22 protein-coding genes are annotated in these 24,476 nt (G+C 73.1%); 11 read left to right on the forward strand and 11 right to left on the reverse strand.

Annotated elements, in window-relative coordinates; genetic code table 11:
• The first annotated feature begins 185 nt into the window (after window positions 1-185).
• Window positions 186-1,208: an NUDIX hydrolase gene (locus A3IG_RS0120110; RefSeq protein ID WP_018385390.1), complete on the forward strand. Its 1,023-nt coding sequence runs from the start codon at window positions 186-188 to the stop codon at window positions 1,206-1,208.
• Window positions 1,209-1,301: 93 nt separating this feature from the next.
• Here A3IG_RS0120110 and A3IG_RS0120115 read toward each other — a convergent pair whose 3' ends face one another.
• Entirely contained in the window at window positions 1,302-2,663 is a 1,362-nt protein-coding gene (locus tag A3IG_RS0120115) for a dipeptidase (protein WP_018385391.1), read from the reverse strand.
• Window positions 2,664-2,807: 144 nt separating this feature from the next.
• On the opposite strand from A3IG_RS0120115, the gene A3IG_RS0120120 reads away from it, so the two are divergent.
• On the forward strand, window positions 2,808-4,034 hold the full coding sequence (locus A3IG_RS0120120) for a geranylgeranyl reductase family protein (protein WP_026220464.1): 1,227 nt from the start codon (window positions 2,808-2,810) through the stop codon (window positions 4,032-4,034).
• A gap of 145 nt (window positions 4,035-4,179) precedes the next feature.
• Window positions 4,180-4,701: a hypothetical protein gene (locus tag A3IG_RS32045; protein WP_157862307.1), complete on the forward strand. Its 522-nt coding sequence runs from the start codon at window positions 4,180-4,182 to the stop codon at window positions 4,699-4,701.
• 66 nt (window positions 4,702-4,767) lie between these two features.
• Here A3IG_RS32045 and A3IG_RS0120130 read toward each other — a convergent pair whose 3' ends face one another.
• Window positions 4,768-5,772, reverse strand: coding sequence for a LysR family transcriptional regulator (locus tag A3IG_RS0120130; RefSeq protein ID WP_018385394.1), 1,005 nt, complete (start codon window positions 5,770-5,772; stop codon window positions 4,768-4,770).
• A 153-nt stretch (window positions 5,773-5,925) separates the two neighbouring features.
• On the opposite strand from A3IG_RS0120130, the gene snpA reads away from it, so the two are divergent.
• From snpA to A3IG_RS0120150, 4 genes are all read left to right on the forward strand, one after another.
• Window positions 5,926-6,585, forward strand: a complete 660-nt coding sequence (gene snpA / locus A3IG_RS0120135) for a snapalysin (protein ID WP_026220465.1) — start codon at window positions 5,926-5,928, stop codon at window positions 6,583-6,585.
• 346 nt (window positions 6,586-6,931) lie between these two features.
• Window positions 6,932-10,042 (forward strand): GH92 family glycosyl hydrolase, encoded by a 3,111-nt coding sequence (locus A3IG_RS30615; RefSeq protein ID WP_018385396.1) that lies wholly within the window; start codon window positions 6,932-6,934, stop codon window positions 10,040-10,042.
• 134 nt (window positions 10,043-10,176) lie between these two features.
• Window positions 10,177-10,542, forward strand: coding sequence for an FAD-dependent oxidoreductase (locus A3IG_RS0120145; RefSeq protein ID WP_018385397.1), 366 nt, complete (start codon window positions 10,177-10,179; stop codon window positions 10,540-10,542).
• Window positions 10,543-10,696: 154 nt separating this feature from the next.
• Window positions 10,697-11,263 (forward strand): GNAT family N-acetyltransferase, encoded by a 567-nt coding sequence (locus tag A3IG_RS0120150; RefSeq protein ID WP_018385398.1) that lies wholly within the window; start codon window positions 10,697-10,699, stop codon window positions 11,261-11,263.
• 107 nt (window positions 11,264-11,370) lie between these two features.
• Here the strand turns inward: A3IG_RS0120150 and A3IG_RS0120155 are convergent, their stop codons facing one another.
• Both A3IG_RS0120155 and A3IG_RS0120160 read right to left on the reverse strand, forming a co-directional pair.
• Window positions 11,371-11,841 (reverse strand): OsmC family protein, encoded by a 471-nt coding sequence (locus A3IG_RS0120155; protein WP_018385399.1) that lies wholly within the window; start codon window positions 11,839-11,841, stop codon window positions 11,371-11,373.
• Between the two features lie 89 nt (window positions 11,842-11,930).
• Window positions 11,931-12,845 (reverse strand): NADP-dependent oxidoreductase, encoded by a 915-nt coding sequence (locus A3IG_RS0120160; protein WP_026220466.1) that lies wholly within the window; start codon window positions 12,843-12,845, stop codon window positions 11,931-11,933.
• Window positions 12,846-13,127: 282 nt separating this feature from the next.
• Between A3IG_RS0120160 and A3IG_RS0120165 the strand changes: the two genes are divergently transcribed.
• Window positions 13,128-13,652 (forward strand): hypothetical protein, encoded by a 525-nt coding sequence (locus A3IG_RS0120165; RefSeq protein WP_018385401.1) that lies wholly within the window; start codon window positions 13,128-13,130, stop codon window positions 13,650-13,652.
• Between the two features lie 118 nt (window positions 13,653-13,770).
• Here A3IG_RS0120165 and A3IG_RS0120170 read toward each other — a convergent pair whose 3' ends face one another.
• Window positions 13,771-14,790 (reverse strand): ROK family protein, encoded by a 1,020-nt coding sequence (locus tag A3IG_RS0120170; RefSeq protein ID WP_018385402.1) that lies wholly within the window; start codon window positions 14,788-14,790, stop codon window positions 13,771-13,773.
• 193 nt (window positions 14,791-14,983) lie between these two features.
• On the opposite strand from A3IG_RS0120170, the gene A3IG_RS0120175 reads away from it, so the two are divergent.
• Window positions 14,984-15,964: a LacI family DNA-binding transcriptional regulator gene (locus tag A3IG_RS0120175; RefSeq protein WP_018385403.1), complete on the forward strand. Its 981-nt coding sequence runs from the start codon at window positions 14,984-14,986 to the stop codon at window positions 15,962-15,964.
• Window positions 15,965-16,100: 136 nt separating this feature from the next.
• On the opposite strand, the gene A3IG_RS0120180 is transcribed toward A3IG_RS0120175, so the two are convergent.
• A complete protein-coding gene (locus A3IG_RS0120180) occupies window positions 16,101-17,381 on the reverse strand; it encodes a DUF6986 family protein (RefSeq protein WP_018385404.1) in 1,281 nt (426 codons plus the stop codon).
• 214 nt (window positions 17,382-17,595) lie between these two features.
• Between A3IG_RS0120180 and A3IG_RS0120185 the strand changes: the two genes are divergently transcribed.
• Entirely contained in the window at window positions 17,596-17,832 is a 237-nt protein-coding gene (locus A3IG_RS0120185) for a hypothetical protein (RefSeq protein ID WP_018385405.1), read from the forward strand.
• A gap of 233 nt (window positions 17,833-18,065) precedes the next feature.
• Here A3IG_RS0120185 and A3IG_RS0120190 read toward each other — a convergent pair whose 3' ends face one another.
• Entirely contained in the window at window positions 18,066-19,028 is a 963-nt protein-coding gene (locus tag A3IG_RS0120190) for an electron transfer flavoprotein subunit alpha/FixB family protein (RefSeq protein ID WP_018385406.1), read from the reverse strand.
• 65 nt (window positions 19,029-19,093) lie between these two features.
• Window positions 19,094-19,879: an electron transfer flavoprotein subunit beta/FixA family protein gene (locus A3IG_RS0120195; RefSeq protein WP_078500742.1), complete on the reverse strand. Its 786-nt coding sequence runs from the start codon at window positions 19,877-19,879 to the stop codon at window positions 19,094-19,096.
• Window positions 19,880-20,215: 336 nt separating this feature from the next.
• Between A3IG_RS0120195 and A3IG_RS0120200 the strand changes: the two genes are divergently transcribed.
• Complete coding sequence (locus tag A3IG_RS0120200) at window positions 20,216-20,932, forward strand: lysophospholipid acyltransferase family protein (protein WP_018385408.1); 717 nt, start codon at window positions 20,216-20,218, stop codon at window positions 20,930-20,932.
• A 43-nt stretch (window positions 20,933-20,975) separates the two neighbouring features.
• Here the strand turns inward: A3IG_RS0120200 and A3IG_RS0120205 are convergent, their stop codons facing one another.
• From A3IG_RS0120205 to A3IG_RS0120215, 3 genes are all read right to left on the reverse strand, one after another.
• Entirely contained in the window at window positions 20,976-22,037 is a 1,062-nt protein-coding gene (locus tag A3IG_RS0120205) for a threonine aldolase family protein (RefSeq protein WP_026220467.1), read from the reverse strand.
• A gap of 74 nt (window positions 22,038-22,111) precedes the next feature.
• Window positions 22,112-22,864, reverse strand: a complete 753-nt coding sequence (locus A3IG_RS0120210; RefSeq protein ID WP_018385410.1) for an SDR family NAD(P)-dependent oxidoreductase — start codon at window positions 22,862-22,864, stop codon at window positions 22,112-22,114.
• Between the two features lie 121 nt (window positions 22,865-22,985).
• The gene (locus A3IG_RS0120215) at window positions 22,986-24,407 is read right to left on the reverse strand and encodes a DUF6421 family protein (protein ID WP_026220468.1); all 1,422 of its coding nucleotides are present in this window, start codon (window positions 24,405-24,407) and stop codon (window positions 22,986-22,988) included.
• Between the last annotated feature and the right edge of the window lie 69 nt (window positions 24,408-24,476).

A 24,476-nucleotide genomic window follows, 5' to 3' on the forward strand; every position in this document is an offset into this window, starting at 1 on the left:
GTGTCACTCAGGTTTCCCCGCGCCCTACCCGCCGGCCAGGAGCCTGCCCCGCGGCACGCGCTCAGGCGGCCGGCAGCACCCCCGCTGCCCGGGGTCCGCGTTTGCCGGCCCCGGGGACCAGGGCAGTTGGTAGGGGTGCACCGCCCCCGGCCCGGCCGGGGGCGTCCGCCGAGGAGGGGGAGAGCGTGATCGTGTGGATCAACGGCGCCCGTGGCGCCGGCAAGACCAGCACCGCTCGGGCCCTGCTCGACCTCCTGCCGGGCAGCGTGCTGTTCGAGCCGGAGACCGTGGGCGCGGAGCTGCGCCGGGCGTTGCCCGCCCAGCGGTACGGCGGGGCCACCGACATCCAGGACTCCCCCGCGTGGCGCCGGCTGGTGGTGGACACCGCGGCAGCGCTCCTCAGCGAGGTGCCGGGTCCCCTGGTGGTCCCGATGGCGCTGCTGCGGCAGGAGTACCGGGACGAGATCTTCGGCGGGCTGGCCTCCCGCCGCATCCCGGTCCACCATGTGCTGCTCCACGTTGAGGAAACGGTCCTTCACGAACGGCTGTCCCACTGTCCCACCCGTCCCAGCGGCACCACGGACCAGCGTGGCCGTCACCTCGCCGCCTACCACGCCGCGTTGCCCTGGCTCACCACCGACGCCTGCCTGGTGGACAACGCCCGGCTCGCCCCAGCCCAGGCGGCCCAGCGGATCGCCCACCTCGTGGCCGGGGGGGCGGCGGAACGCGCCATCGTGCAGACCCCGGAGCCGACGGGCGCGACGCTCGCTGCCGGGGTGCTGCTCTTCGACGAGGACGGCAGGGTGCTGCTGGTGGACCCCACCTACAAGCCGGGCTGGGAGTTCCCCGGCGGTGTGGTGGAGCCCGGCGAGGCACCGGTCCGCGGCGGGCTGCGCGAGGTCGAGGAGGAACTCGGCGTGGCGTTGGCCGGCCAGCCGAGACTGCTGGTGATCGACTGGGAGCCGCCCGTCCCTCCCGGCTTCGGGGGGTTGCGGCTGCTCTTCGACGGCGGGCTGCTCGATCCGGCGCAGCGCCGCCGGCTCCACCTGCCCGGCGACGAACTGCGGGAGTGGCGGTTCTTCACCGAGGCGGAGGCGGCCACCAGGCTGCCACCGGTCCGCCGGGCCCGGCTGCACTGGGCGCTACGGGCTCGGGAACGCGGCGCGACCCTCTACCTGGAGGACGGGACACCGGTGGGCGACGGGTGACGTGGGCGCCCGGGGGCCGGTCGGAGGAGTGCCGGCCCCCGGTACGGTCTCACGGTCCGGCGGGGCGCACCGCCTGGTGGGGACGGGGCCGCGTCACCCGCGCCCCGCGGCGTACTCCCGGCAGAACAGGGCCTCGGCCACGGCCAGGGCGGCCAACTCGGTGGGGTCCACGCTCTCGTTCACCGCGTGGATCTGCGCGGCCGGCTCGGACAGGCCGATGAGCAGGATCTCCGCGTCCGGGTAGACCGTGCTCAGGGTGTTGCACAGGGGGATGCTGCCGCCCATGCCCGACACCACCATGTCGCGGCCGTACGCCTCGCGCATCGCCTTGGCCATGGCGGCGTACGCGGGACTCGTGGTGTCCGCGCGGAACGGCTGGCCGTGGCCGTGCCTGGTGACGCTCACCCGGGCGTTCCACGGGGTGGCCGCCTCCACGTGGGCGACCAGCGCCTCCTGGGCGGCCTCCGCGTCCACGCCCGCGGGCACCCGCAGGCTGATCAACGCCGTCGCCCGGGCCTGCACCGAGGGCGTGGCCCCGGTGACCGGGGGGCAGTCGATGCCCAGCACGGTGACCGAGGGCCGCGCCCACAGCCGGTCCGCTATCGATCCGGACCCCGGCAGGTCCACGCCGTCCAGCACCCTGGCGTCCGCCCGGAAGTCCTCCTCGGGGTAGTCCAGGCCGGTCCACGGTTCGCTCGTGGGCAGCCCCTGCACCGCGGTGTTCCCCTCGCGGTCCCGCAGCGAGTCGCAGATGCGGATCAGCGCGGCCAGCGCGTCCGGCGCCACACCACCGAACTGGCCCGAGTGCAGGTTCCCGGCGAGCGTCTCCACCGTCACCTCGATCACGCACATGCCACGCAGCGACGCGGTGACCGTGGGCAGGCCGAGACGGAAGTTCCCCGAGTCCCCGATCACCACGGCGTCCGCGGCCAGCAGCTCCGGGTTGGCCTCCACGTACCGCTCGAGCCCGCCGGTCCCCTGCTCCTCGGAACCCTCCACGATGACCTTGACGTTGACCGGTATGCCCCCGTTGTCGCGCAGCGCGCGCAGGGCCATCAGGTGCATGATCAGGCCGCCCTTGCAGTCAGCGGCGCCCCTGCCGTACCAACGTCCGTCCTCCCGCTCGGTCAGCTCGAAGGGCGGGGTGAGCCACGCCTCCTCGTCGAGCGGCGGCTGCACGTCGTAGTGGGCGTAGAGCAGCACCGTGGGCGCACCGGCCGGCCCCGGCAGGAACCCGTACACCGACTGGGTCCCGTCCGGGGTGTCCAGCAGCGCCACGTCCCGCATGCCCTCCGCGCGGAGCGCGTCGGCCACCCAGCGGGCCGCCCGGTCGCACTCCTGCGACGGCAGCAGCCGCGGGTCCGCGACCGACGCGAACGAGACGAGCTCGGCCAGTTCGGCCCTCGCCCGCGGCAGGGCGGCCTGGACGGCGTCGGCGAGTGGGCTGTTGGACATGGTGCTCCTCAAGGGTCGGTGCGCACGCGGGTGGTGGTCGCGGCGTGGGTCCCCGGGCGGACGGTGCGGCGGGCCGTGGGCCGCGGGTCCTGGAGGGGGTCTGCTCCACGCCGATGATCGCACAGCCACCGTAGGATGCGACGCGTGAGTAACGAGCGGTCGACACAGGACAACGGTGGTGGGGCGGACGCTGTGGAGAAGGTCGTGTGGGACGTCGTGGTGGTCGGTGCCGGACCGGCCGGGGCCTCGGCCGCACATGCCGCCGCGGCCACGGGGCGCAGGGTGCTGCTGCTGGAGCGGGCCGAGCTGCCCCGGTACAAGACCTGCGGCGGCGGCATCATCGGCCCGTCCCGCGAGGCCCTGCCCCCCGGCTTCGACCTGCCGCTGCGGGACCGGGTGAACGCGGTCACCTTCACCATGAACGGGCGACTCGGCCGCACCCGCCGCTCCAAGCGCACCCTGTTCGGGCTGACCAACCGCTCGGAGTTCGACGCCGCGCTGGTGGACGCCGCCGTCGCGGAGGGCGCCGTGCTGCGCACCGGCGCGACCGTCTCCCAGGTGGAGCAGCACGGCCCGGTGGTCCCCGACCGCCGCACGGTGGCGGTCGTCCTCAACGACCAGGAGGTGGTCCTGGCCCGGGCGGTGGTCGGGGCCGACGGCAGCGCCAGTCGGATCGCCCGCCACGTCGGGGTCAAGTACGACCAGGTCGATCTCGGGCTCGAGGCGGAGATCCCGGTGCCGGACGCGGTGGCCCAGGACTGGGCGGGCCGGGTCCTCATCGACTGGGGTCCGATGCCCGGGTCCTACGGTTGGGTGTTCCCCAAGGGCCGGGTGCTCACCGTGGGCGTGATCGCCGCGCGCGGCCAGGGCAACGCCACCAAGCAGTACCTGGACACCTTCGTGGCCCGGCTCGGGCTCGCCGGTTTCGAACCCGAGGTCTCCTCAGGACACCTGACGCACTGTCGGGCCGAGAACTCCCCCCTGTCCCGGGGACGGGTCCTGGTGGCCGGGGACGCCGCCGGCCTGTTGGAGCCGTTCACCCGGGAGGGCATCTCCTACGCGCTGCGCTCCGGCCGGCTCGCCGGGGAGTGGGCGGTGAAGGTGGCCGAGGCCCCCGACGGGGTGGCCGCCCGGCACCAGGCACTCAACTACGCCTTCGCCATCAAGGCCGGCCTCGGCGTGGAGATGAGCGCGGGGCGCCAACTGCTCGCCGCGTTCGAACGGCGGCCCAGCCTCTTCCACGGCGCTCTCACCTCGTTCCCGCCGGCCTGGGGGGCGTTCTCCAAGTTCGTCCGCGGCGCCACCACGTTCAGCGAACTCCTCCAGCGCCATTCCGTCGCCCGTCGCGCCCTGTCCACCATCAACCGCTGACCCCGGTCCCTCGCGGCCCCCTGGCCCCGCCCGCACCAGCCGAAACGTCCCAGACGCGCCCGCCCGCCCGCTGCCCCTCCCGGGGGCCGGGCGATCGGCGTGAAACCCGGGACCGGTCCCGTGGACGTTGCCTAGGCTCGGTGCCATGCCCCGTAGGAAGTCAGCACTCGTCCCGCTCGCCGCACTCACGGTGGTGCTCGCGGCCACCGGTTGTGGTTCGGGCTCCGACGCCGGTTCCCTCCCCGTCGAGGACACCGCCCCCGACCAGCCGCCCCCGGTCAGCGCCGCGCCGACGGGTGCGGCCTCGTCGTCACCGTTACCCCTCCCCGCGCACCGCGCCGCTGACGGGAGCGACGTCTCCGCCTGCGGCGACGGGCGCTGCGAGGTGCGGGTCGGCCCGGGCACGGCCCTCCCGGTGCCGCGCCGGCTCGACGTGACGGGGCTGGAGGTCAGTTCGGTCAGCGCCGACCGGGTGGGGCTCACCGGCCAGAACCTCGGCAACAGCAGCTACGGGAGCTGCTCGGGCCTCTACTGCCACACGTCGAGCTCCAACGGCGCCTTCCGGGTCACCCTGGGACCGCGGAGCACCGTCATCGAGAACTCCCTGCGCGTGGAGGTGGTCGCGGTCGAGGACGGGGCGGCGGTCCTGCGCCTCTCCCCTGCCTGAGCCCCCTCGGCGGCGGCGGCCGGTCGGTGGTTCCTCGGGGTCCCGTACCACCGGGACCGGCGCGGGTCAGGGGCAGAGCTCGGCCGCGCCGGGGGCGCAGGGGCGGCCCGGGAAGGGTCCCGTCGGCGTCCCGTCCCCGCCTCCCCGGGCGTTGAGCAGCCAGTCCCGGTACACCGGGGCGTTCCAGGCGGCTTCCCAGTAGGCGGTCTCCAGGGCTTCGTAGATCCAGTCCACGTCCGTCCCCGGCCGGGACACCAGCAGCAGGCACACCCCGAGGGGATCGCCGAGCAACGGCCTGACCACGGCCGTCGTGGCGGGTGGGCTCGAGAACGGCTGGCACGGTGAGACGACCTCGCCGGCCGCCACCAGCAGCCCCGTGGTGTGGTAATCGCCCAGCATGACGCGTTGTTCGCGGGAGACCGTGCCGAGCGCCCGCCGCAGCCCCTCCCACTCGCCGTCCGCCGCCGGGTCCACCATCCACCGGGAGTCGGCGAGGTCGGACAGTGGGACCACCTTCCGCCGGGCCGCGGGATGGCCGACCGGCAGGATGACGAACTGGGGTTCCCGTTCGACCAGGACCCGTTGGCTCAGGCCGGCGGGTAAGCGCAGGGGGCTGCCCTCGACCTCGTGCACGAACGCGACGTCGAGCTGGCTGGAGGCGACCATCCGCAGCAGGGTGTTGGCGGAGACGTTGACCTGGAGGCGGATCTGCGCCTCGGGGCGGCGGTCGCGCAGGCCGCGGAGCCAGTCGGGCAGGACGAGGCTGGCCGTGGAACCGACGCGCAGGTGCGCGGTGCCGGCTCGCGCCGCCTCCGCCTGGCCCTCGGTGATCAGGGCGTCCATGTCGCTGAGCAGGGGGCGGGCCCGGCACAGCACCACCCGTCCCAGCGCGGTGGGACGGCACCCCGAGCGCTCCCGGTGGAACAGCAGACCCCCCATGAGCCGCTCGACACGTTGCAACTGCGCCGTCAACGACGGTTGGCTCACGCCCAGTTCGCGGGCGGCTCGGTGCAGGCTGCCCGCGTCGGCGATCGCGCACAGGACGCGCAGGTGTCTCACCTCGAGCTCCATGCGCGGAAGGGTATGACTGCAACTCATATCCCGCCAGTAGGCGAAATTCGCCGAGATAGCCCCCGGCTATCGCCGGATCGGATCGTTCCGCCTCTTGCGGCGCCACGGGAGCCTCGTCCTGTCACCAGCCCAGGACACCAAGGAGACCTCATCATGAGAGCCCCGATGAAGGCGCTGCTCGCCGCCGCGCTCGGCCTGACCTCGGCTGCGGCGGCACTCGCCCCCGCCGCGGCGGCGGAGCCCACCTCCCCCCTGCCCACCGCTGCCAGCACGTCCGGGTACGCCCAGTACGCGGGCTCCGCCGAAGAGGCCGCCAACAACAAGGCGTTCTTCGAGGCCGTACTGGCCTCGGTGGCCGAGAAGCGGGCCGAGAACCCCGAGGCGGCCACGGTCACCGTCACCTACAGCACCGCCTCCGCGCCCAGCTTCCGGACGCAGATAGCCCGCAGCACCCAGGTGTGGAACAACGCCGTCCGCAACGTGCAGCTCCAGGAGGGGTCCAACCCCGACTTCAGCTACTACGAGGGCAATGACTCGCGCGGCTCGTACGCGTACACCGACGGCCACGGCAACGGCTACATCTTCCTGGACTACGCGCAGAACCAGCAGTACTACTCGCCGCGCGTCGTCGCCCACGAGACCGGTCACGTCCTCGGCCTGCCGGACCACTACACCGGCCCGTGCAGCGAGCTGATGTCCGGTGGCGGCCCCGGGACGTCCTGCACCAACGACCAGCCGAACTCCACCGAGCGGTCGAGGGTCGAGCAGCTCTGGGTCAACGGGCTCGCCGAGGCGCTGGCCGAGGTGGGCTGAGCTCCACCGGCACCGGGCGGTGGGACACCGGCGGGTCCCCCGGTCCCCCGGACCGTCGCACGAACCGTGGTGGACGCCGCCGCCGAGGCCCCCGGGCCGGAGCCTCGTGGCGGCGTCCCTCACGTCCCCCGACAAGCCCCTGGTGCGCGCCTCTTGACCCAGCGCCACCCGCTCACCCAGTGTGTGGGGGTCCGAGCCCCACAGCACAGCGAAAGGCATGTGCATGAGACGTCGAAGAGTTCGCCTGGCTGCCGCCGCCGCCACCGCGGCAGTGCTGGTCAGTGGTGGCGCCGTGTCGGCTTCCGCGATCCCGACAACGTTGTCAGAAACCGCAGGCGAGACAACGTTGTCGGCACTCGTCGGGGACCCCGCCGACTACGTGGACCCGCTCATCGGCACCGGGCGCGGCGGGTCCGTCGTGGGCGACATCAACAACTTCCCCGGCCCCGCCGTCCCGTTCGGGATGATGCAGTTCTCCCCGGACACGCCGGGCTCCTACGCCGGGTACCAGTACCACCGGGACCGCATCCGGGGCTTCAGCCTCAACCACGCCTCGGTCGGCTGCACGGCCTTCGGCGACGTACCGCTCCTTCCGGTCACCGGCGACGTCGGCGAGAAACCGTGGGACCGCTCCGAACGCTTCTCGCACGACGAGGAAGAAGCCGAGGCCGGCTACTACGCGGTGACCCTCAAGGACTCCGACGTGCGCGCCGAGCTGACCGCGACCACCCGCACCGGGCTCGCCGCGTTCACCTTCCCCGAGGGCGACCGGCCGGCCCAGGTGCTGGTCAAGGGCGGGGCGAGCCTCGCCGGCAACAAGGCCGCCAGCGTGCGCGTCGTCGGGGACCGCCAGGTCACCGGCTCCGCCACCACGGGGAACTTCTGCGGCAAGGGCAACCAGTACACCGTCTACTACTCGATCACCTTCGACCGTCCGTTCACCGCGCACGGCACCTGGGACGGGAAGGCCGTGTCGGCCGGCGACGACGCGGTGGACGCGCCCCGCGCCGGCGCCTACCTGACGTTCGACACCGCGGACACCCGCACCGTGCGCGCCAAGGTCGCCATGTCCTACGTGTCGGTGGACGGCGCCCAGGCGAACATGGCCGCCGAGGTCCCCGGCTGGGACCTGGACCGGGTGCGGCGGCAGACCCGGGACGCCTGGACGGAGGCGCTGAGCCGGATCAGGGTCGCCGGTCGGGACACCGGCGAGCTGAAGACCTTCTACACCGCGCTGTACCACTCGCTGATGCACCCGAACACGTTCAACGACGTCGACGGTCGCTACATCGGTTTCGACAACGAGATCCACACCCTCCCCGAGGGGCGCACCCAGTACGCCAACTTCTCCGACTGGGACACCTACCGGACCCTGGCACCGCTCCAGGCACTGCTGTTCCGGGAGGAGGCGAGCGACATGGCCCAGTCGCTGGTCAACGACGCCACCCAGGGCGGCTGGTGGCCCCGCTGGCCCCTGGCCAACGGCTACACGGGCCAGATGACCGGCGACAACTCCGTTCCCCTCATCGCCAACCTCCACGCCTTCGGAGCGCGTGACTTCGACCTGGACACGGCGCTGAAGTACCTGGTCAAGGGCGCCACCACGGTGGACGACACCCCAGGTGCCTACAAGGAGCGGCCGGACGTCCAGAACTACGTCGAGCGCGGCTACGCGCCCAACAACGACGCCTCCCGCGGCGACCACCAGCGGGTGGGTGCCTCCGTCACCCTCGAGTGGGCGATCGACGACTTCGCCATCGCGCAACTCGCCCGCGCCGCCGGGGACGACGGGACCGCCCGGGAGTTCACCCGGCGGGGCCAGAACTGGCAGAACATCCTCAACCCCGCGACCGGCTACCTCCAGCCCCGCGGCCAGGACGGCCGTTTCCCCGACGGACCGGGGTACCAGCCGCCGGCGCCGGGGAGGTTCGGCCAGGACGGCTTCGACGAGGGCAACGCCGCCCAGTACAACTGGCTGGTCCCGCAGGACACCGCCGGTCTGATCACGGCGATGGGCGGTCGGAAGGTCGCCGGTGACCGCCTGGACACGTTCTTCACCAAGCTCAACGCGGGCGCCAACGAGCCGTACATGTGGGCCGGCAACGAGATCAACTTCGGGGTGCCCTGGGTCTACAACCACCTCGGCACCCCGTGGAAGACGCAGCGCGTCGTGCGACAGATCGCCACCACCCTGTTCGGCCCGACCCCCAACGGGGAGCCGGGCAACGACGACCTCGGCGCCCAGTCGTCGTGGTACGTGTGGGCCGCCGTCGGGCTCTACCCCTCGACGCCGGGAACGGCCGACCTCACCGTGCACGGCCCGCTGTTCGAGCGGGTCGTCCTCGATCTGCCGGGCAACGCACAGGACCTGGACATCCGCGCTCCGGGAGCGTCGGCGGACACCCCGTACGTCCACGGTCTCGCGCTCGACGGCCGTTCCTGGGACCGCACCTGGCTGCCGCCGTCCGTGGTGAACACCGGCGGGCGGCTGGACTTCGCCCTCTCGGCGAGCCCGGACACCGACTGGGCCACCTCCCGGGATGCCGCTCCCCGGTCGTACCGCGGCGACGAGCAGCCGTTCCTGGCCAACGCGGACCGGAACCAGGTCACCATCGCGCCCGGCGGCAGCGCGGAGGTCACCGTGCACGGGCAGCGCCTGGGCGGGAAGGACACGTCCCTGACGGTCAGCGCGGAGCCCCCGGACGGACTCGTCGTGTCACCGGCCGAGCCGCACCTGGAGCTGGACCCGAAGACCGGCTCGGGCACGGTGGACCTGGAGGTCACGGCCGCGCCCGGGACCTCCGAGGGCTACTACGAGTTCCCCCTGACCGTGCGGAACGACGACCCCGAGGGCGAGCCGGTGCGACGCTCGGTCATCGTGCTGGTCGCCCCCGAGGGGAGTCTGGCCGCGGCACTCGACAACACCGGTTCGTCCGACGACGCCGACCGCGGCCAGGGCGACCTCGACGGCGACGGCAGCACCTACTCGCGGCAGGCACTGGCAGCGGCCGGGCTGAAGGGCGGGGCGCGACTGGAGGCGTCGGGGACGTCGTTCGTCTGGCCCGCCGCCCCGCAGGGTCGGCCGGACAACGTGGTCGCCGCCGGTCAGACCCTGTCCCTGGGAGCCTCGGCGAAGGACGCCCGACGACTGCTCTTCGTGGGATCCGCGACCCACGGCGACCACCGGGGCAGCGCCACGGTGACGTTCACCGACGGCACCACGGCCACGGCGGACCTGTCGTTCGGCGACTGGGTCATGCCGGGCGGCGGCAGCACCCCGGTCTTCGGGAACACGGTGGTGGCCCGCACCGACCACCGCAACCAGTCCGGCGGGCCCGGCGCACCCGCGTACGTCTTCGCCACCGCGCCGTTCTCCGTGCCCGAGGGCAAGACGATCCAGAGCGTGACGCTTCCCGAGAACCCCAAGCTGCACGTGTTCGCGGTCGGCCTCGGCTGAACCCCGTCCCGGCCGGGACCCAGCGTCCCGGCCGGGACCCGGTGGCGGGCGGGCCGCCGCCTTCCCCGGAGCCCGGTGACCTCCCCGGTCACCGGGCTCCGCCGTGACCAACACCTGGGTACCTGTCGGGGCGGGTGTGGCCGGACGCGGTGTGCCACGGCTTCTACCCGATCGACATCCACCGTCCGGACGGCAACGGCATCGACAAGACCCACCTGCGACACGGCGTGGTCCCGACCGTTCCCCGCGACGCCATGGTCCCGAACGACAACCCGTACGCCATCGTGGCAGGACGCTGCGTCGGCGCCGACCAGGCGGCGAACTCGGCACTGCGGGTCCAGGCCACCGCCATGGCGACGGGGCAGGCGGCGGGTGCCCTCGCCGCCCTGTCCGGGGACCGGGGCGGCGACGTCACCGGCGTGCCGATGGCCGACCTGCACCGGGTGCTGGTGGACGCGGGGGCCATCGTTCCCACCCTCCCGGCTGGCGTCGACGATTGACCTGGCCCGGCCCGTACGGCGGCCCCCTGACGGACAGGCCAGAAGGGGCATCGGAGCAGAAACCACTCGACACACGGCCGTATCCCGCCGCTATCGTCTGGCGCATGACGTGCGCGGCCGACAGCACCTGCACCCAACGGAAGTGGTGGGCGCCATGAGTGAGATGTGGACCGGCGAGAAGGTACGGCTGCGGGGTGTGGAGCCGGAGGACTGGGCCGGCTTCAAGGACCTGGCCCAGCACACCATCGACGCCCGCAACGCCGACCTGGTCGAGCCTCCCCGTTCGGACGCGAGCTTCCGTTCCTGGACCGCTGAGCGCGCTGTGCGTCCGCCCGGAGGTGCGGCGTTCCGCCTGGTGATCGAGGTGCTGGCCGACCGCGCGTTCGCAGGGGCCGTGACCGTCGGGGAGACCGACAGCCGCGCGGGACGGTTCAGGACGGGCATCGAGATCGCCCGTGACCACCGCCGCAGGGGCTACGCGGCCGAGGCCACCGAACTGCTGCTCACCTACATGTTCGCCGAGCAGCGCCACAACAAGTGCGAAGTCGAGGTCTACGCGTTCAACGACGCCTCCCTCGGCCTCTACCGCAAGCTGGGCTTCGTCGAGGAGGGGCGGCTCCGCCAGCACGAGTTCTTCGCCGGTGGCCACCACGACGTCGTGCTGCTCGGGATCACCGCCGCCGAGTACTGGGCCACCCGCCGGCAACCGTCGGTGCGGTGACCCGCACCCTTCGGTGTTCACGTGGTCCCCGGCGGCGCGGAGCACTGCTGAGGACCGCCCGGCCGCCTGCCGGCTCGGTGGCACCCCGAGCCGGCACGCCCCGGCGGCTACCGAACCCGGATGCCCGGCTCGTGGCGCACCGGGAAGTTCACCGAGTTCGCGATGAAGCAGATCCGGTTGGCCTCGTGGTGCAGGGCGGAAGCCTTCTCGGTCATCGCCTGCTCGGTGACGGTCACCACGGGCCGCAGCACCACTTCGGTGAACCGGCCGCCGCCGCCCGGCGTCTGCTCCATCACCCCGGTCGCGGCGTCCTGGTAGGCCGTCACCACCACGCCGTTGCGGGCGCACAGGGCGAGGTAGCTGAGCATGTGGCACTCGGAGAGCGACGCGACCAGGAGGTCCTCGGGGTTCCAGCGGTCCGGGGTGCCCCGGAAGGCGAGGTCGGCGGTGCCCCTGATGGTCGGCTTGCCCTCGGCGGTGACGTCGTGGTCGCGGTCATAGTCCCGGTAGGACGCGGTGCCGGTCCCGGTGTTTCCGGTCCAGCGCACGGTCACCTCGTAGGTGTGTTCCTTGCCCACGTTGCTGCTCCCTGGAGTTGGTCGGGCACGAGCGAACGTCGAGCACGCCGCCCGATGTTCACCGGAATGCGCGTTCTGCTGCCCTTCGCTTAGTCTACGGTCAATGTGATCTTTCCCGGGCCCCCTCCGGCGAGGAGCGACCGGTGCGCGTCGGCGGCCCGTTCCAGGGGGAAGGTCTCCCGGACGCGCACGGCCAGCTCGCCGCTGGCGTGCAGGGCGACCAGGGCGGCCAGGCGCGCCGCGGAGCGCCTGGGGGGAACGGTGCGGATGCCCAGGCGCTCGGCCCGGGCGTGCTCCACCAGGGTGGTGATCCGTCGGGGGTCCTCCACCAGCTCGAGGGTGGCGTCCAGCGCCGCGCCGCCCACTCCGTCGAGGGAGACGGTGACGCCCCGGGGCGCCAGGGCGCGGACGCGCGCGGTGAAGTCGTCGCCGTAGGCGACGGGCAGGGCGCCGAGGGAACGCAGGTGGTCGTGGTGGTGTTCACGGGCCGCGCCGATCACCGTCGCCCCCCACAGCCGGGCGAGTTGGACGGCGATGGTCCCGACCGCACCGGCCGCTCCGTGCACCAGCACGGTGTCCCCGGGGCCGGTCCCCATCTCGGTCAGCGCGACGTGCGCCGTCTGTGCCGGGGCGGTGAACCCGCCGGCCACCTCCCAGGGCATGGTGGGGGGCTTGGTGACGACCTGGTCGGCGGGCACCACCACGAGTTCCTGGTACGAGTTGAGGACCTGGAAGCCCAACACCTCGTCGCCGGGACGGAACCCGGTGACGCCCTCGCCGACCTGGTCGATGACCCCGGCGTACTCGTTGCCCGGTGTGCAGGGGAACGAGACCTGCACGCCCCGCGGCATCTGGCCCCCGACCACCGCGATGTCCACCGGCTGCACACCCGCCGCCCGCACCCTGATCCGCACCTCGCCCGCGCCTGCCCGGGGCTCCGGAACGTCGATCAGCCGTAGCACCTCGGGGCCGCCGTGCTGGTGAAACGCCACTGCCCTGCTCATCTTCCCGCTCCGTCCACTCGGTCCGCGCCGCCGCACCACCGGCGGGACGGCCGGTGGTGGAGGACTCCACCCTGCGACCTCAAGTCAGGTTGAGGTCAAGCGCGGACCCGGGGGCGCGGATCGCTGGGGAACCGCGTACAACCCTTCGCGGCGTTCACCGGTCTCACCGGTTATCCGAAAAGCACGTGATCGGCGCGTCCCCCAGCAAGACCCTTGAAGTCCTGCCATATGCCGCCATGACTCTTCCGGTGGCGGCCGTCGAAGAGAAGGAAGCATCCGGACATGCGTCACTTGAAGGCCACTCTGGCCACTCTCACCTGCGCGTTAGTCCTCGTTCCCGCCGGCGTCGCCACTGCGGGCAGCGGCGCGCCCTCGGGACCGTCCGCACGGGCCACCACCCCCTCCACGGCGGGCACCCCCGCCGGCAACCCGAACAGCGCACGCGCCGAAGCGGCCGGGGTGTGCGCCGACGCCTACCAGATCGGCGCCACCGGCTACGTCGTCCGGAACGGCGTGAAGATCGGCTCCGTCAAGCAGTTCTACTCGCCGCAGTGCCAGGAGAACTACGGATACCTGTGGGTGTGGGACGGCTTCCACGACACCGGCGCGGTGTACGACGCGAGCGTCGGCGTCTTCAGCTACAAGAAGGACACCGTCCTCGGCGGCCGGAACTGGTGGGACACCACCCAGCAGGAGTTCTGGAGCTACGGCACCGACACCGTCAACGAGTGCACCTCGGCGGTCGCCCGCATCCGCAAGGTCGGCGACCCCGTCGACGAGGAAGCGGCCTCGGCGAAGCGCTGCTGAGTCGCCTCCCGCCACCGTGACCCGTGGAAGCCCCCCGCCGCAGGGGGCCCCGGCCCGCACGGGCGCCGCCGTGCGGGCCGAGCCGGGTCACGGGGTCGATCGGTTCCGGCGCGGCGGATCAGGCTCCCTGGGGGCCGGCGGTCGGTGAGGTGTGGAGCGCGATGCCCAGCGCCCGGGCCGCTGCCGCTGCCGCGCCGACCAGTCCGGCATCGGTCCCCATCAGGGCCGGACGCACCTCCACGGACCTGGTGAACGACAGGGTGGCGTAGCAGGTCAGCCAGCGGCGCAGGGGGCCGAAGAGGAGTTCCCCCGCGCTGGCCACCCCACCGCCGATCACGGCGACCTGGATCTCGGTCAGGGCGGCGGTGGCGGCGATCCCGGCGGCGAGGGCCTGGGCCGCGCGGTCGAACGAGGCCACGGCCACGGCGTCCCCGCTCCGGGCGGACGCGGCCACCGCGGCGGCCGAGGCGTCCTCACCGAGCGGTGTCCAGCCGTTGGCCAGGGCCCGCCGGGCGATGTTCGGGCCGCTGGCGATGGTCTCCAGGCAGCCGCGGGCGCCACAGGGGCAGGAGTCGCCGTCCAGGTCCACCATGATGTGGCCGATGTGGCCGGCGTTGCCGGTGGGGCCGGGCTGGGGGGCGCCGTTGAGCACCAGGCCACCGCCGACCCCGGTGGAGACGACCATGCACAGGGCGTTGTCGAAGCCGCGGGCGGCACCCAGCCAGTGCTCGGCGGCGGTCATCGCCACCCCGTCGCCGGTGAGCACCACGGGGAGGTCGCCGACGGCGGCGGCGACCCGGGGCACCAGGGGGAACCCGCGCCAACCGGGCACGTTCACCGGGCTGACGGTGCCGAGGGAGGCGTCCACCGGCCCGGCGCTGCCGATGCCGACCGCACTGGCCCTGGGCCACTGCGGGGCGGAGGTGAGCTCGGCGAAGACCTCCTCCACCGCGGTCATCACGGTCTGTGCGTCCTCGTTCGCCGGGGTGGGGCGGAGCGCGCGGACCAGCAGGCCGCCCCTGGTGTCCACCAGGGCACCGGCGATCTTCGTTCCCCCGATGTCGAGCGCCGCGAGCAGTTCGCCCGAGCCCTGGTCACCAGTGGATGAGGGGGGGACGACCAGGCCGTCGGTGCGCATCTGCGTGATGCCTCCTTTTTCTGCTGCCCCGGTCGTGCCCGGGAGTGTACTCGGGGTAGTCTCGCCTTTGCTGACAACGTTGTCCAGCCCTAGCCTGCACGCTTCAGAAGACCTTTCAGGAGGACGAGGAGCCGTGGTAGAGCCAGAGCGCGCTTCCGGAGCCGCCCCACCGCGGTACGGCGCCCGCCCCACGATGAAGGACGTGGCCGCCCGAGCCGGGGTCGGCCTCAAGACCGTTTCCCGGGTGGTGAACGGCGAACCGGGGGTCACCCCGGACACGGTGCAGCGGGTCCAGTCCGCCATAGAGGCCCTGGGGTTCCGCCGCAACGACAGCGCGAGGGTGCTGCGCAAGGGGCGCACCGCGAGCGTCGGCCTGGTGCTCGAGGACCTCGCCGACCCCTTCTACTCCTCGCTCAGCCGGGCGGTGGAGGAGGTCGCCAGGGATCACGGCTCGCTGTTGTTCACCGGGTCGAGCGCCGAGGACCCCGAACGGGAACAGGAGCTGGCCCTGGCCTTCTGCGCCCGCCGGGTGGACGGGCTGGTGATCGTCCCGGCGTCACAGGACCACCGCTACCTCCAGCCGGAGATCGCGGCGGGGATCGCCGCGGTGTTCGTGGACCGGCCGGCCGAGCAGCTCGAGGCCGACGCGGTGCTCACCGACAACGCGGGCGGGGTCCGGGAGGGGGTCACCCACCTCATCCGGCAGGGCCACCGCAGGATCGCCTTCATCGGTGACCAGCGGCGCATCCACACGGCGGGCGAGCGCCTGCGCGGCTACCGCGAGACCATGGCCGACGCCGGTCTGCCGGTGGACGAGTCCTGGGTCTCCATGGGCCCGACCGCGGCGGAACGGGTCCAGGCCGAGGTCACCCGGATGCTCCAGGGACCAGAGCCGGTCACCGCGGTGTTCGCCGGGAACAACCGGGTGTCCGTCACCGCGCTGCGGGTCCTGGTGAACCAGCCCAGACCGGTCGCCCTGGTCGGGTTCGACGACTTCGAGCTCGCCGACCTGCTCTCCCCCGCGGTGACCGTGGTCGCCCAGGACCCGGCGAGGCTGGGCAGGACCGCCGCGCAGCTCCTCTTCCGCCGTCTGGAGGGCGAGACCGGGCCGCCGCAACGCCTGGAGCTCTCCGGCCGCCTGATCGTCCGGGGCTCCGGCGAGGTGGCCGGCTGACCGAGACCGCGGCGACGTGCGTCGCGGCGACGGGCACGGCACCAGCCCGGACGGACGGCTCTCCCCGTGGCGGGGAGGCGAGGGGGCGCAGCGGGCGCGTGGCGCCTGCGGGACGGCGTCCCTGCGGGCCGGCCGGTCACCCCGGCGCACGCCGCGGCGGCCGTCCGGCCAGGGCGTCAAGGCGGGCACGGTCCAGGCCGGTGGCGGCGGTGACCTCCGCCGCGTCCAGGGCTCCGCAGTCCAGGCCGCGCACCAGGTGCCCGCTGAGCGCCCGCACGGTGGCCGGCTCGTCCAGGACGTCACCGCCCGTCCCTCCCGCGGGACCGCGGTCGGCACCGTACCGGGCCAGCCGGGCGGCGATCTCCGGCAGTCCCTCCCGGTAGAAGGCGTACACCGCCGCGTACCGGGTGACCAGGTGCCCCGGGTGCATGTCCCAGCCCTGGTAGTAGGCGCGGGCCAACGAGCGGCGGACCAGGTCGTGGTGGAGCCGCCAGGCACGGCACACCTGGTTGGCGGGTCCGACCGGAAGCACGTTGGTGGAGCCGTCGGAGAGCCAGACCCCGGTCCCCGCGGCGGCCACCTGCATCACCGCCTTGGCGTGGTCGGCCACGGGGTGGTCCGGGCCCTGCTGGCCCGGGCTCACGCCGCAGGCGGCGCTGTAGTCGAAGGTCCCGTAGTGCAGGCCGGTCAGCCGGCCGTCGGCGGCCTCGAGGAACCGGGCGACGGTGGCCCGGCCGTCCGCGCCGAGTATCGACTGGGGCGTCTCGATCTGGACCTCGAACCGGAGCCGCCCGTCCGGAAGACCGAAGGCCCGCTCGAACTCCTGCATGAGCCGGGCGAAGGCTGCCACCTGCCGGGGGTCGCTGACCTTGGGCAGCGTCAGCACCAGTCCTGCGGGGAGTGGTCCCGCGGTGAGCAGTGCGGTGAGGAACACGTCCAGGGTGCGCACTCCCCTGTCGCGCTGCGGGGCCTGGAGGCACTTGGCGCGTATGCCCACGAACGGCGTCCCGACGGCGGTGGCGATCCGCGCGGCGCGCACCGCGGCGGCGTCCTCCTCGGCGTCGGGGCGGGCACCGTAGCCGTCCTCGAAGTCGATCCTCAGGTCCTCCACCGGTTCCCGGGACAGTTTGTCGCGGACCCGGGGGTGGACCGCGGCGGCCAGGTCCTGGCGCATCCCGAGGACGCGGGCGAACGCCTCCGGGTCGGGCGCGTGCTCGTCCAGCGCGGCCAGTGCCTGCCTGCCCCAGGCCCGCGGGGTGTCCGCGGCGACGGTGTCGGCCGGGACGTAGACGGTGTGCGCGGGTTGCCGGGTGCCGGGGTCCCCGGGGTAGCGCCGGGCGAGCGCGGCGTCCACCTCCCGGAGCGCGGCGTCGATCTCGGCCCGCACGGCGGCTGACAGCGTGGTCCTCGCCTGCACCTGGGGCGGCCTCCCTCGGGTCCGCGCCGGGTGGCGCCGGCGGCGTGAGCACGACGGTGGATCGGAGGTTAACTGCCCCGTCCGGCGCGTCGGCAACCGGTCGGCGTGCGGAGATCTCCCGGACACCACGGCGAAACGCCACCGACCCGAAGCGGCCACGGGGTGTTGACCCTCGGGAAAAACCCCCGACACGGGCGGCGGTCATGGTGGGTGCATGACCGAATACCTGCTGACGGTAACCGCCGAGTTCACCCGTTCCCGCTTCGACCCGGAGGGGATCGACCCCGAGTTCCGCAGGGACCTGGGGGTCGGCGCCCCGCCCCGGCTCCCCGGCCACGTCGCCGACCGCGTCGCCTCGGGTGCCAGGGCCGACGCCCCGTCCCGACTGACGTGGCGGCAGGCCCGCCGCCGGCGGCGAAGTGGCGCGCCGGCCGTGCCGACGCCCTCGTAGGTCCCTCGCGCGGCGCGCGCGTACGGGAGTGTCGTCCCGATCCGTCCCACGTGCGGCGGCCGGCCCGTCCGGCCGGCCGGGGACCTACCCCAGCCCGTCGCCCGACCGGTCTGATCTCCCCGGTCCGGGCGGCGGGCCCTCGATGTCGGCGAACCGCCCGCGCCGAGGGCCGGACAGCCCTCGGGCCCGCCGTCGTGGACGGCGGGCCCGAGGCGGCGCGGATCGGCCGGACGTCAGCCCTTGCGGGCCTTCACCTCGTCGGTGAGCTGCGGCAGCACCTGGAACAGGTCGCCCACCACGCCGTAGTCGACCAGGTCGAAGATCGGCGCTTCGGCGTCCTTGTTGACCGCCACGATCGTCTTCGAGGTCTGCATCCCGGCGCGGTGCTGGATGGCGCCGGAGATGCCCGCGGCGATGTAGAGCTGGGGAGAGACCGTCTTTCCGGTCTGCCCCACCTGGTTGGTGTGCGGGTACCAGCCGGCGTCCACCGCGGCCCGGGAAGCGCCGACGGCTGCGCCGAGCTCGTCGGCCAACGCCTCGATCACCGCGAAGTTCTCCGCGCCGTTGACCCCCCGACCGCCGGAGACCACGATCGCGGCCTCGGTCAGCTCGGGACGGCCGGTGTCCTCCCGCGGGGTACGGGACACGATCTTCGTTCCGGTGGCGGCGCTCCCGAAGAGCACCTTCAGCGGTTGCACCGTCGCGGACACCGGGGCCGGCTCCGGAGTGGCGGAGTTGGGCTTGACGGTGATCACCGGCGTTCCGCGGGAGACCCGGGAGCGCACGGTGAACCCGGCGGCGAACACCGACTGGGTGGCGACCGGCCCCTCGGCGCCGGCCTCCAGGTCCACCGCGTCAGTGATCAGGCCAGATCCGAGCCGGAGGGCGAGCCTGGCGGCGACCTCCTTGGCCTCTCCGGACGACGGGAGCAGCACGGCCACCGGGTTCACCGCCTTGGCGACCTGCTCCAGCGCGTCCACCTGCGGGACCACCAGGTAGTCGGCGAACTCGGGGGCGTCGGCGGCGTGGACGGTGCTCGCGCCGTACTCGCCGAGGGTGGCGGCGGCGGTGTCGGCCCCGGGACCGAGGTGCACGGCGACCGGCTCGCCGATCCGGCGGGCCAGGGTCAGCAGTTCGAGGGTCGGCTTGCGGACGGCGCCGTCCACGTGATCGACGAGGACGAGGACTTCACCCATGGGAATCGTTCTCCTGAAGACTGTGAGGGGACGGACTCGGTCGGCCGGTTCGCCGGCGTGAGCGCTCAGACGAACCTGCGTTCCGCGAGGAACGCCGCGAGCTGACGGCCGCCCTCGCCCTCGTCCTTGACCACCGTGCCCGCGGTGCGCGCCGGGCGCTCCGCCACCTCGTCCACCGCCGACCACGCCCCGGCGAGACCCACGTCGGCCGGGTCGATGCCCAGGTCGGACAGGTCAAGGGCGAGCACGGGCTTCTTCTTGGCGGCCATGATGCCCTTGAACGACGGGTACCGGGCCTCCCCGGACTGGTCCGTCACCGAGGCCACGGCCGGCAGCGCGGCCGAGAGCCGCTGGCTGGCGGTGTCCCCGTCCCGCCGTCCGTTGACCGTGCCGTCAGCGACGGAGACCTCCGACAGCAGGGTGACCTGGGGGACCCCGAGGCGTTCGGCGAGCAGCGCGGGGAGCACGCCCATGACCCCGTCGGTGGAGGACATCCCGCACAGCACCAGGTCGTAGCCGATCTGCTCGACGGCCTTGGCCAGCACCAGCGAGGTGCCCATCACGTCGGTGCCGTGCAACGCCTCGTCGTTGACGTGCGCGGCCTTGTCGGCGCCCATGGACAGGGCCTTGCGGAGCGCGTCCTTCGCGTCGTCCCCGCCCATGGTCAGCACGGTGATCTCGACGTCGTCGTTCGCCTCCTTGATCTGGAGAGCCTGCTCGACGGCGTACTCGTCGAGCTCGGACAGCAGCCCGTCCACCGCGTCTCGGTCCGTGGTGTGGTCCTCGGCGAAGTGCCGGTCACCGGTGGCGTCGGGCACGTACTTCACACAGACAACGATCCTCAAGCTCACGCCTGTCTCCTACAGCTTCGGTCACGTCCGGCGCGGGGGGCCCTGGCTGCCGCTGTGCCCTGGCCACCGCTTCCTCGCAGCATATGCGCACCCTACGCACGAGTACGCCAGCGCACGCGGTTCGGCCGAGCGGGTGAGCCGGCGGGCCGGCGACCGTGGCGGGCCGGTCCGCCGCCGCGGACGTGACGAGAATCTCCGTGCACGGCGGGCCCGGGGACGTGACTCGGTCCGCCCCGTGGGGCACGATCGGCCAACCGCCGCCGTTACCTACGGCAGTACTCGACTTGTGCTCGGGCCACGGCACACATCCACGGCCCGTGAGGGAAGGTGTAGCTCGTGGCCGAACTGGTCTACCCGCCGGTCATCGCGGCGGCGCGCACGATGTTCCGGGTCCTCGACTGGAAGATCGACCTTGCGGGCGCCGAGTGGGTTCCACGCAGCGGTGGCGCGCTGCTGGTCAGCAACCACATCAGCTACCTGGACTTCGTCTTCTGCGGCCAGGCGGCGCAGCCGTCCCGGCGGCTGGTGCGGTTCATGGCCAAGCAGTCGGTGTTCGACCACCGGATCTCCGGTCCGCTGATGCGGGGCATGCGGCACATCCCGGTGGACCGGGCGGACGGGGTCCAGGCGTTCCAGCACGCGCTGCGGGCGCTGCAGGACGGCGAGGTGGTCGGGGTGTTCCCCGAGGCCACCATCAGCCGCTCCTTCACCCTCAAGCGCTTCAAGTCGGGCGCCGCGAGGCTGGCGACCGAGGCCGGGGTGCCGATGGTGCCGATGGCCCTGTGGGGGACCCAACGGCTGTGGACCAAGGGCCGCCCGCGCAACTTCTCCCGCAGTCACATCCCGGTGCGCATCCGGGTCGGCGAGCCGCTGCGGCCGGAGCCCGACGAGAAGCCCGACGCCCTGACCGACCGGCTGCGGGACCGGGTGGAGACGCTGTTGGTGCAGGCCCAGCAGGACTACCCGGACCGGCCGAAGGGCCCGGACGACGGCTGGTGGTTGCCGGCGCACCTCGGCGGCACCGCGCCCACCCCGGAGCAGGCCCGGCAGTGACGGGAGCGGCGGCCGTGCCCGGGCACGGCCGCCCACCGCGCGGTCACTGCCGGGGCTGCTCCTTGGCCATCTCCTCGGCGATGGCCGCGGCGAAGCCGTCGATGTCCTCCTCGGTGGTGTCGAAGGAGCACATCCAGCGCACCTCTCCGGTGTGTTCGTCCCAGAAGTAGAACCGGTAGCGCTTCTGGAGCCGCTCGCTGACCTGTCGGGGCAGCAGGGCGAAGACCGCGTTGGACTGCACCGGCCGCACCACGGTGACCCCGTCCACCGTCCGCACGGCCGCCTCGAGCCGGCGGGCCATGGCGTTGGCGTGGCCCGCGCTGCGCAGCCACAGGTCCCCGGCGAGCAGCGCCTCGAACTGCACGGCGACGAAGCGCATCTTCGAGGCGAGCTGCATCGACAGCTTGCGCAGGTACAGGAGGTTGCGGACCCGGTCCGGGTTGAGCACCACGACGGCCTCGCCGAACAGCAGACCGTTCTTGGTGCCGCCGAAGGAGAGCAGGTCCACGCCGGCGTCGGTGGTGAAGGCGCGCAGCGGGGCGTCGAGGGTGGCCGCCGCGTTGGCGAGCCTGGCCCCGTCCAGGTGCACCAGCATCCCGAGCTCGTGGGCGTGGTCGCAGATCGCCCGGACCTCCTCGACGGTGTAGCAGGTGCCGAGTTCCGTGGTCTGGGTGATGGAGACCACCTGGGGTCGGGCGCGGTGCTCGTCGTCCCAGCCCCAGGCCTGTCGGTCGATCAGCTCGGGGGTGAGCTTGCCGTCCGGCGTGGGGACGGTGAGCAGCTTCAGCCCGGCCACCTTCTCCGGTGCGCCGCACTCGTCCACGTTGATGTGGGCGCTCTCCGCGGCGATCACGGCGCCGAAGCGGTCGGTGACCGCTTGGAGGCCGACCACGTTGGCCCCGGTGCCGTTGAACACGAAGAAGGCCTCGGCGCGGGGGCCGAAGTGGCGGCGGAACACCTGCTGTACGGCCGCGGTGTAGTCGTCCTCGCCGTAGGCGACCTGGTGGCCGCCGTTGGCCAAGGTCAGGGCGGCGAGGACCTCCGGGTGCGCCCCGGCGTAGTTGTCGCTGGCGAATCCGCGCACCGACGGGTCGTGGTGGCGCACCGCGTCGGTCCCCGGCGGGGTTCCGGAGGGGCCGCCGTGGGGCCCGTCGTCGGCGCGGTTCTGGTCGTCGGGGGTCACTTGGGTTGGGGCGTCAGCCACTGGCGCTTTCCGTTCACTTCCTCGGCCGGCCGGGTCCACAGGCCGGCGATGGCCTCGGCCAGCTCGGCGACGTCGGTGTATCCCGGGAACTTCGCTTCCGGGCGCTGGGCCCGCATCTGGTCGTGCACCAGCGCCTTGACCACCAGGATCGTAGCCGCGGCGGTGGGCCCGGACTCACCTCCGGCCCTGCGGAAGGAGTCCGCGAGCGCCAGGGTCCACGCCTCGGTGGCCGCCTTGGCGGTGGCGTACGCGGCGTTGCCGGCGGTCGGTTTGCCCGCGCCGGCCGCGCTGACCACGACGAACCGGCCGTGGGGACTGGCCAGCAGCGGGTCGTGGAACGCCAGCGAGGTGTGCTGGACGGTCCGCACCAGGAGGTTGTGCAGCAGGTCCCAGTCGGCGAGGTCGGTCTGCGGGAACGAGGGCGCGCCGCGCCAGCCGCCCACCAGGTGGACCAGGCCGTCGGTCCGGCCGAGGTCCTTCTCGGTGCGGACGGCCCACTCCCGGGTGGCCTGCGCGTCGAGCAGGTCCACGGTCTCGGTGCGGACCGGGGGGGCCGCGGGCGCGTGGCGGGCGGCGTCCTCGGCCGCGGCGGCGAGCCCTTCGGCGTCCCGGTCGCAGGCGACGACGGTGGCGCCGGCCGAGGCGAGCCGGCGCAGCGCCGCCTGTCCCGCCGGCCCCGCCGCCCCGGCCACCGCGATGACCGCGCCGTCGAGGTCCTGGGCGTTCATAGATGTCACCTAATCCCGTCTGGGTCGTGTGGGGGCTGTGCTCCGGGAGGCGATGGTACGAGCCCACGGGTGTCCACCGTCCCGGGAACCGGCCCCGGTCGGTGACCGGGGCCGGGACGGTTCAGGCCGCCGCGCGGGCGGTGATCCCCCGGGTGGAGGCGATCACGTCGCGCAGCTTCTTGTTCAGGGCCTCGTAGAACATGCTCAGCGGGAACTCGTCCGGCAGCACCTGGTCCACCAGCTTGCGCGGGGGCTGGTCGAGCGGCAGCGCCTCGGGGCCCTTGGCCCAGACCGAACCGGGGTGCGGGGACAGGTACCGGGAGACCAGCTCGTAGGCGGCGAGCCAGTGGACCACCTTGGGCCGGTCGATGCCGGCGCGGTACAGCTCGTCGATCTCGGTGCTCAGGCGCTGGGTCACGGACGCCGCGAGCTCCCAGTCGAAGCGCAGGGTGTTGTCCGTCCACCGCAGCGCGTCGTGCTTGTGCAGGTAGGCGAAGAGGAGCTGCCCGCCGAGGCCGTCATAGTTGCGCACCCGCTGCCCGGTGATCGGGAACCGGAAGAGCCGGTCGAAGAGCATGGCGTACTGCAGGCAGCGGCCGAGCTCCCGGGTCCGCTCGTCGGCGCCCTCGGCCTCCAGCCGCACCCCTTCCCGGAACGCGGTCAGGTCGCAGCGCAGCTCCTCCAGGGCGTACATCCAGAACGGCGCCCGCTGTTTGATCATGAACGGGTCGAACGGCAGGTCGCCGTGGCTGTGGGTGCGGTCGTGGATCAGGTCCCAGAGCACGAACGTCTCCAGGGAGCGGTCCTGGTCGGTGATCAGTCGCTCGGCCTCCTCCGGCAGCTCGAGGCCGAGGGAGGCGACGGCGGCCTGGCTCACCCGGCGGAACCGGGCGGCCTCGCGGTCGCAGAAGATCCCGCCCCAGGAGAAGCGCTCCGGGACCTCGCGCACGGCGATCGTCTCCGGGAACAGCACGGCGGAGTTGGTGTCGTACCCGGCGGTGAAGTCGTCGAAGGTGATGGGCACGAACATCGGGTTGTCGTAACGGGTCCGTTCCAGCTCGGCGAGCCAGTCGGGCCAGAACACCCGCAGCAGCACCGCCTCGAAGTTCCGGTCCGGGTTGCCGTTCTGGGTGTACATGGGGAAGAGCACCAGGTGCTGCAGGCCGTCCACCCGGTTGGCGGCGGGCTGGAAGGCCAGCAGGGAGTCCAGGAAGTCGGGCACGCCGAACCCGTCCCTGCCCCAGCCCTCCAGGTCGGCGACGAGCGCCTGCAGGTAGGCGGCGTCGTGCGGGAACATCGGCGCCAGGGCCTCCACCGAGGCCACCATCCGCCGCAGCTCCCCCTGCACGGCGGCACGGTCGGGGGCTCCCTCCGCGGCGAAGTCGATGGAGCCGTCGTTGGCCTGCCAGGGGCGCACCGTCTCCACGGCGTCTTTCAGCCCGGCCCACGCGGGATGCCTCTCCGCCCCTACGGCATGACCTCCACCGACGGCCGTCGCGAGAAGTTTGCCGTCCTCCACCGTCTGGGACAGGAGATTTTCCATGACTACCCCTTGTGAGCCGAAGAACCATCGGTTTCAGCAGGGTATATGCAGGTGTTCCTGCACTCAAGA

Source organism: Wenjunlia vitaminophila DSM 41686 (genome assembly GCF_000380165.1).
In the GTDB taxonomy this organism is placed as follows: domain Bacteria; phylum Actinomycetota; class Actinomycetes; order Streptomycetales; family Streptomycetaceae; genus Wenjunlia; species Wenjunlia vitaminophila.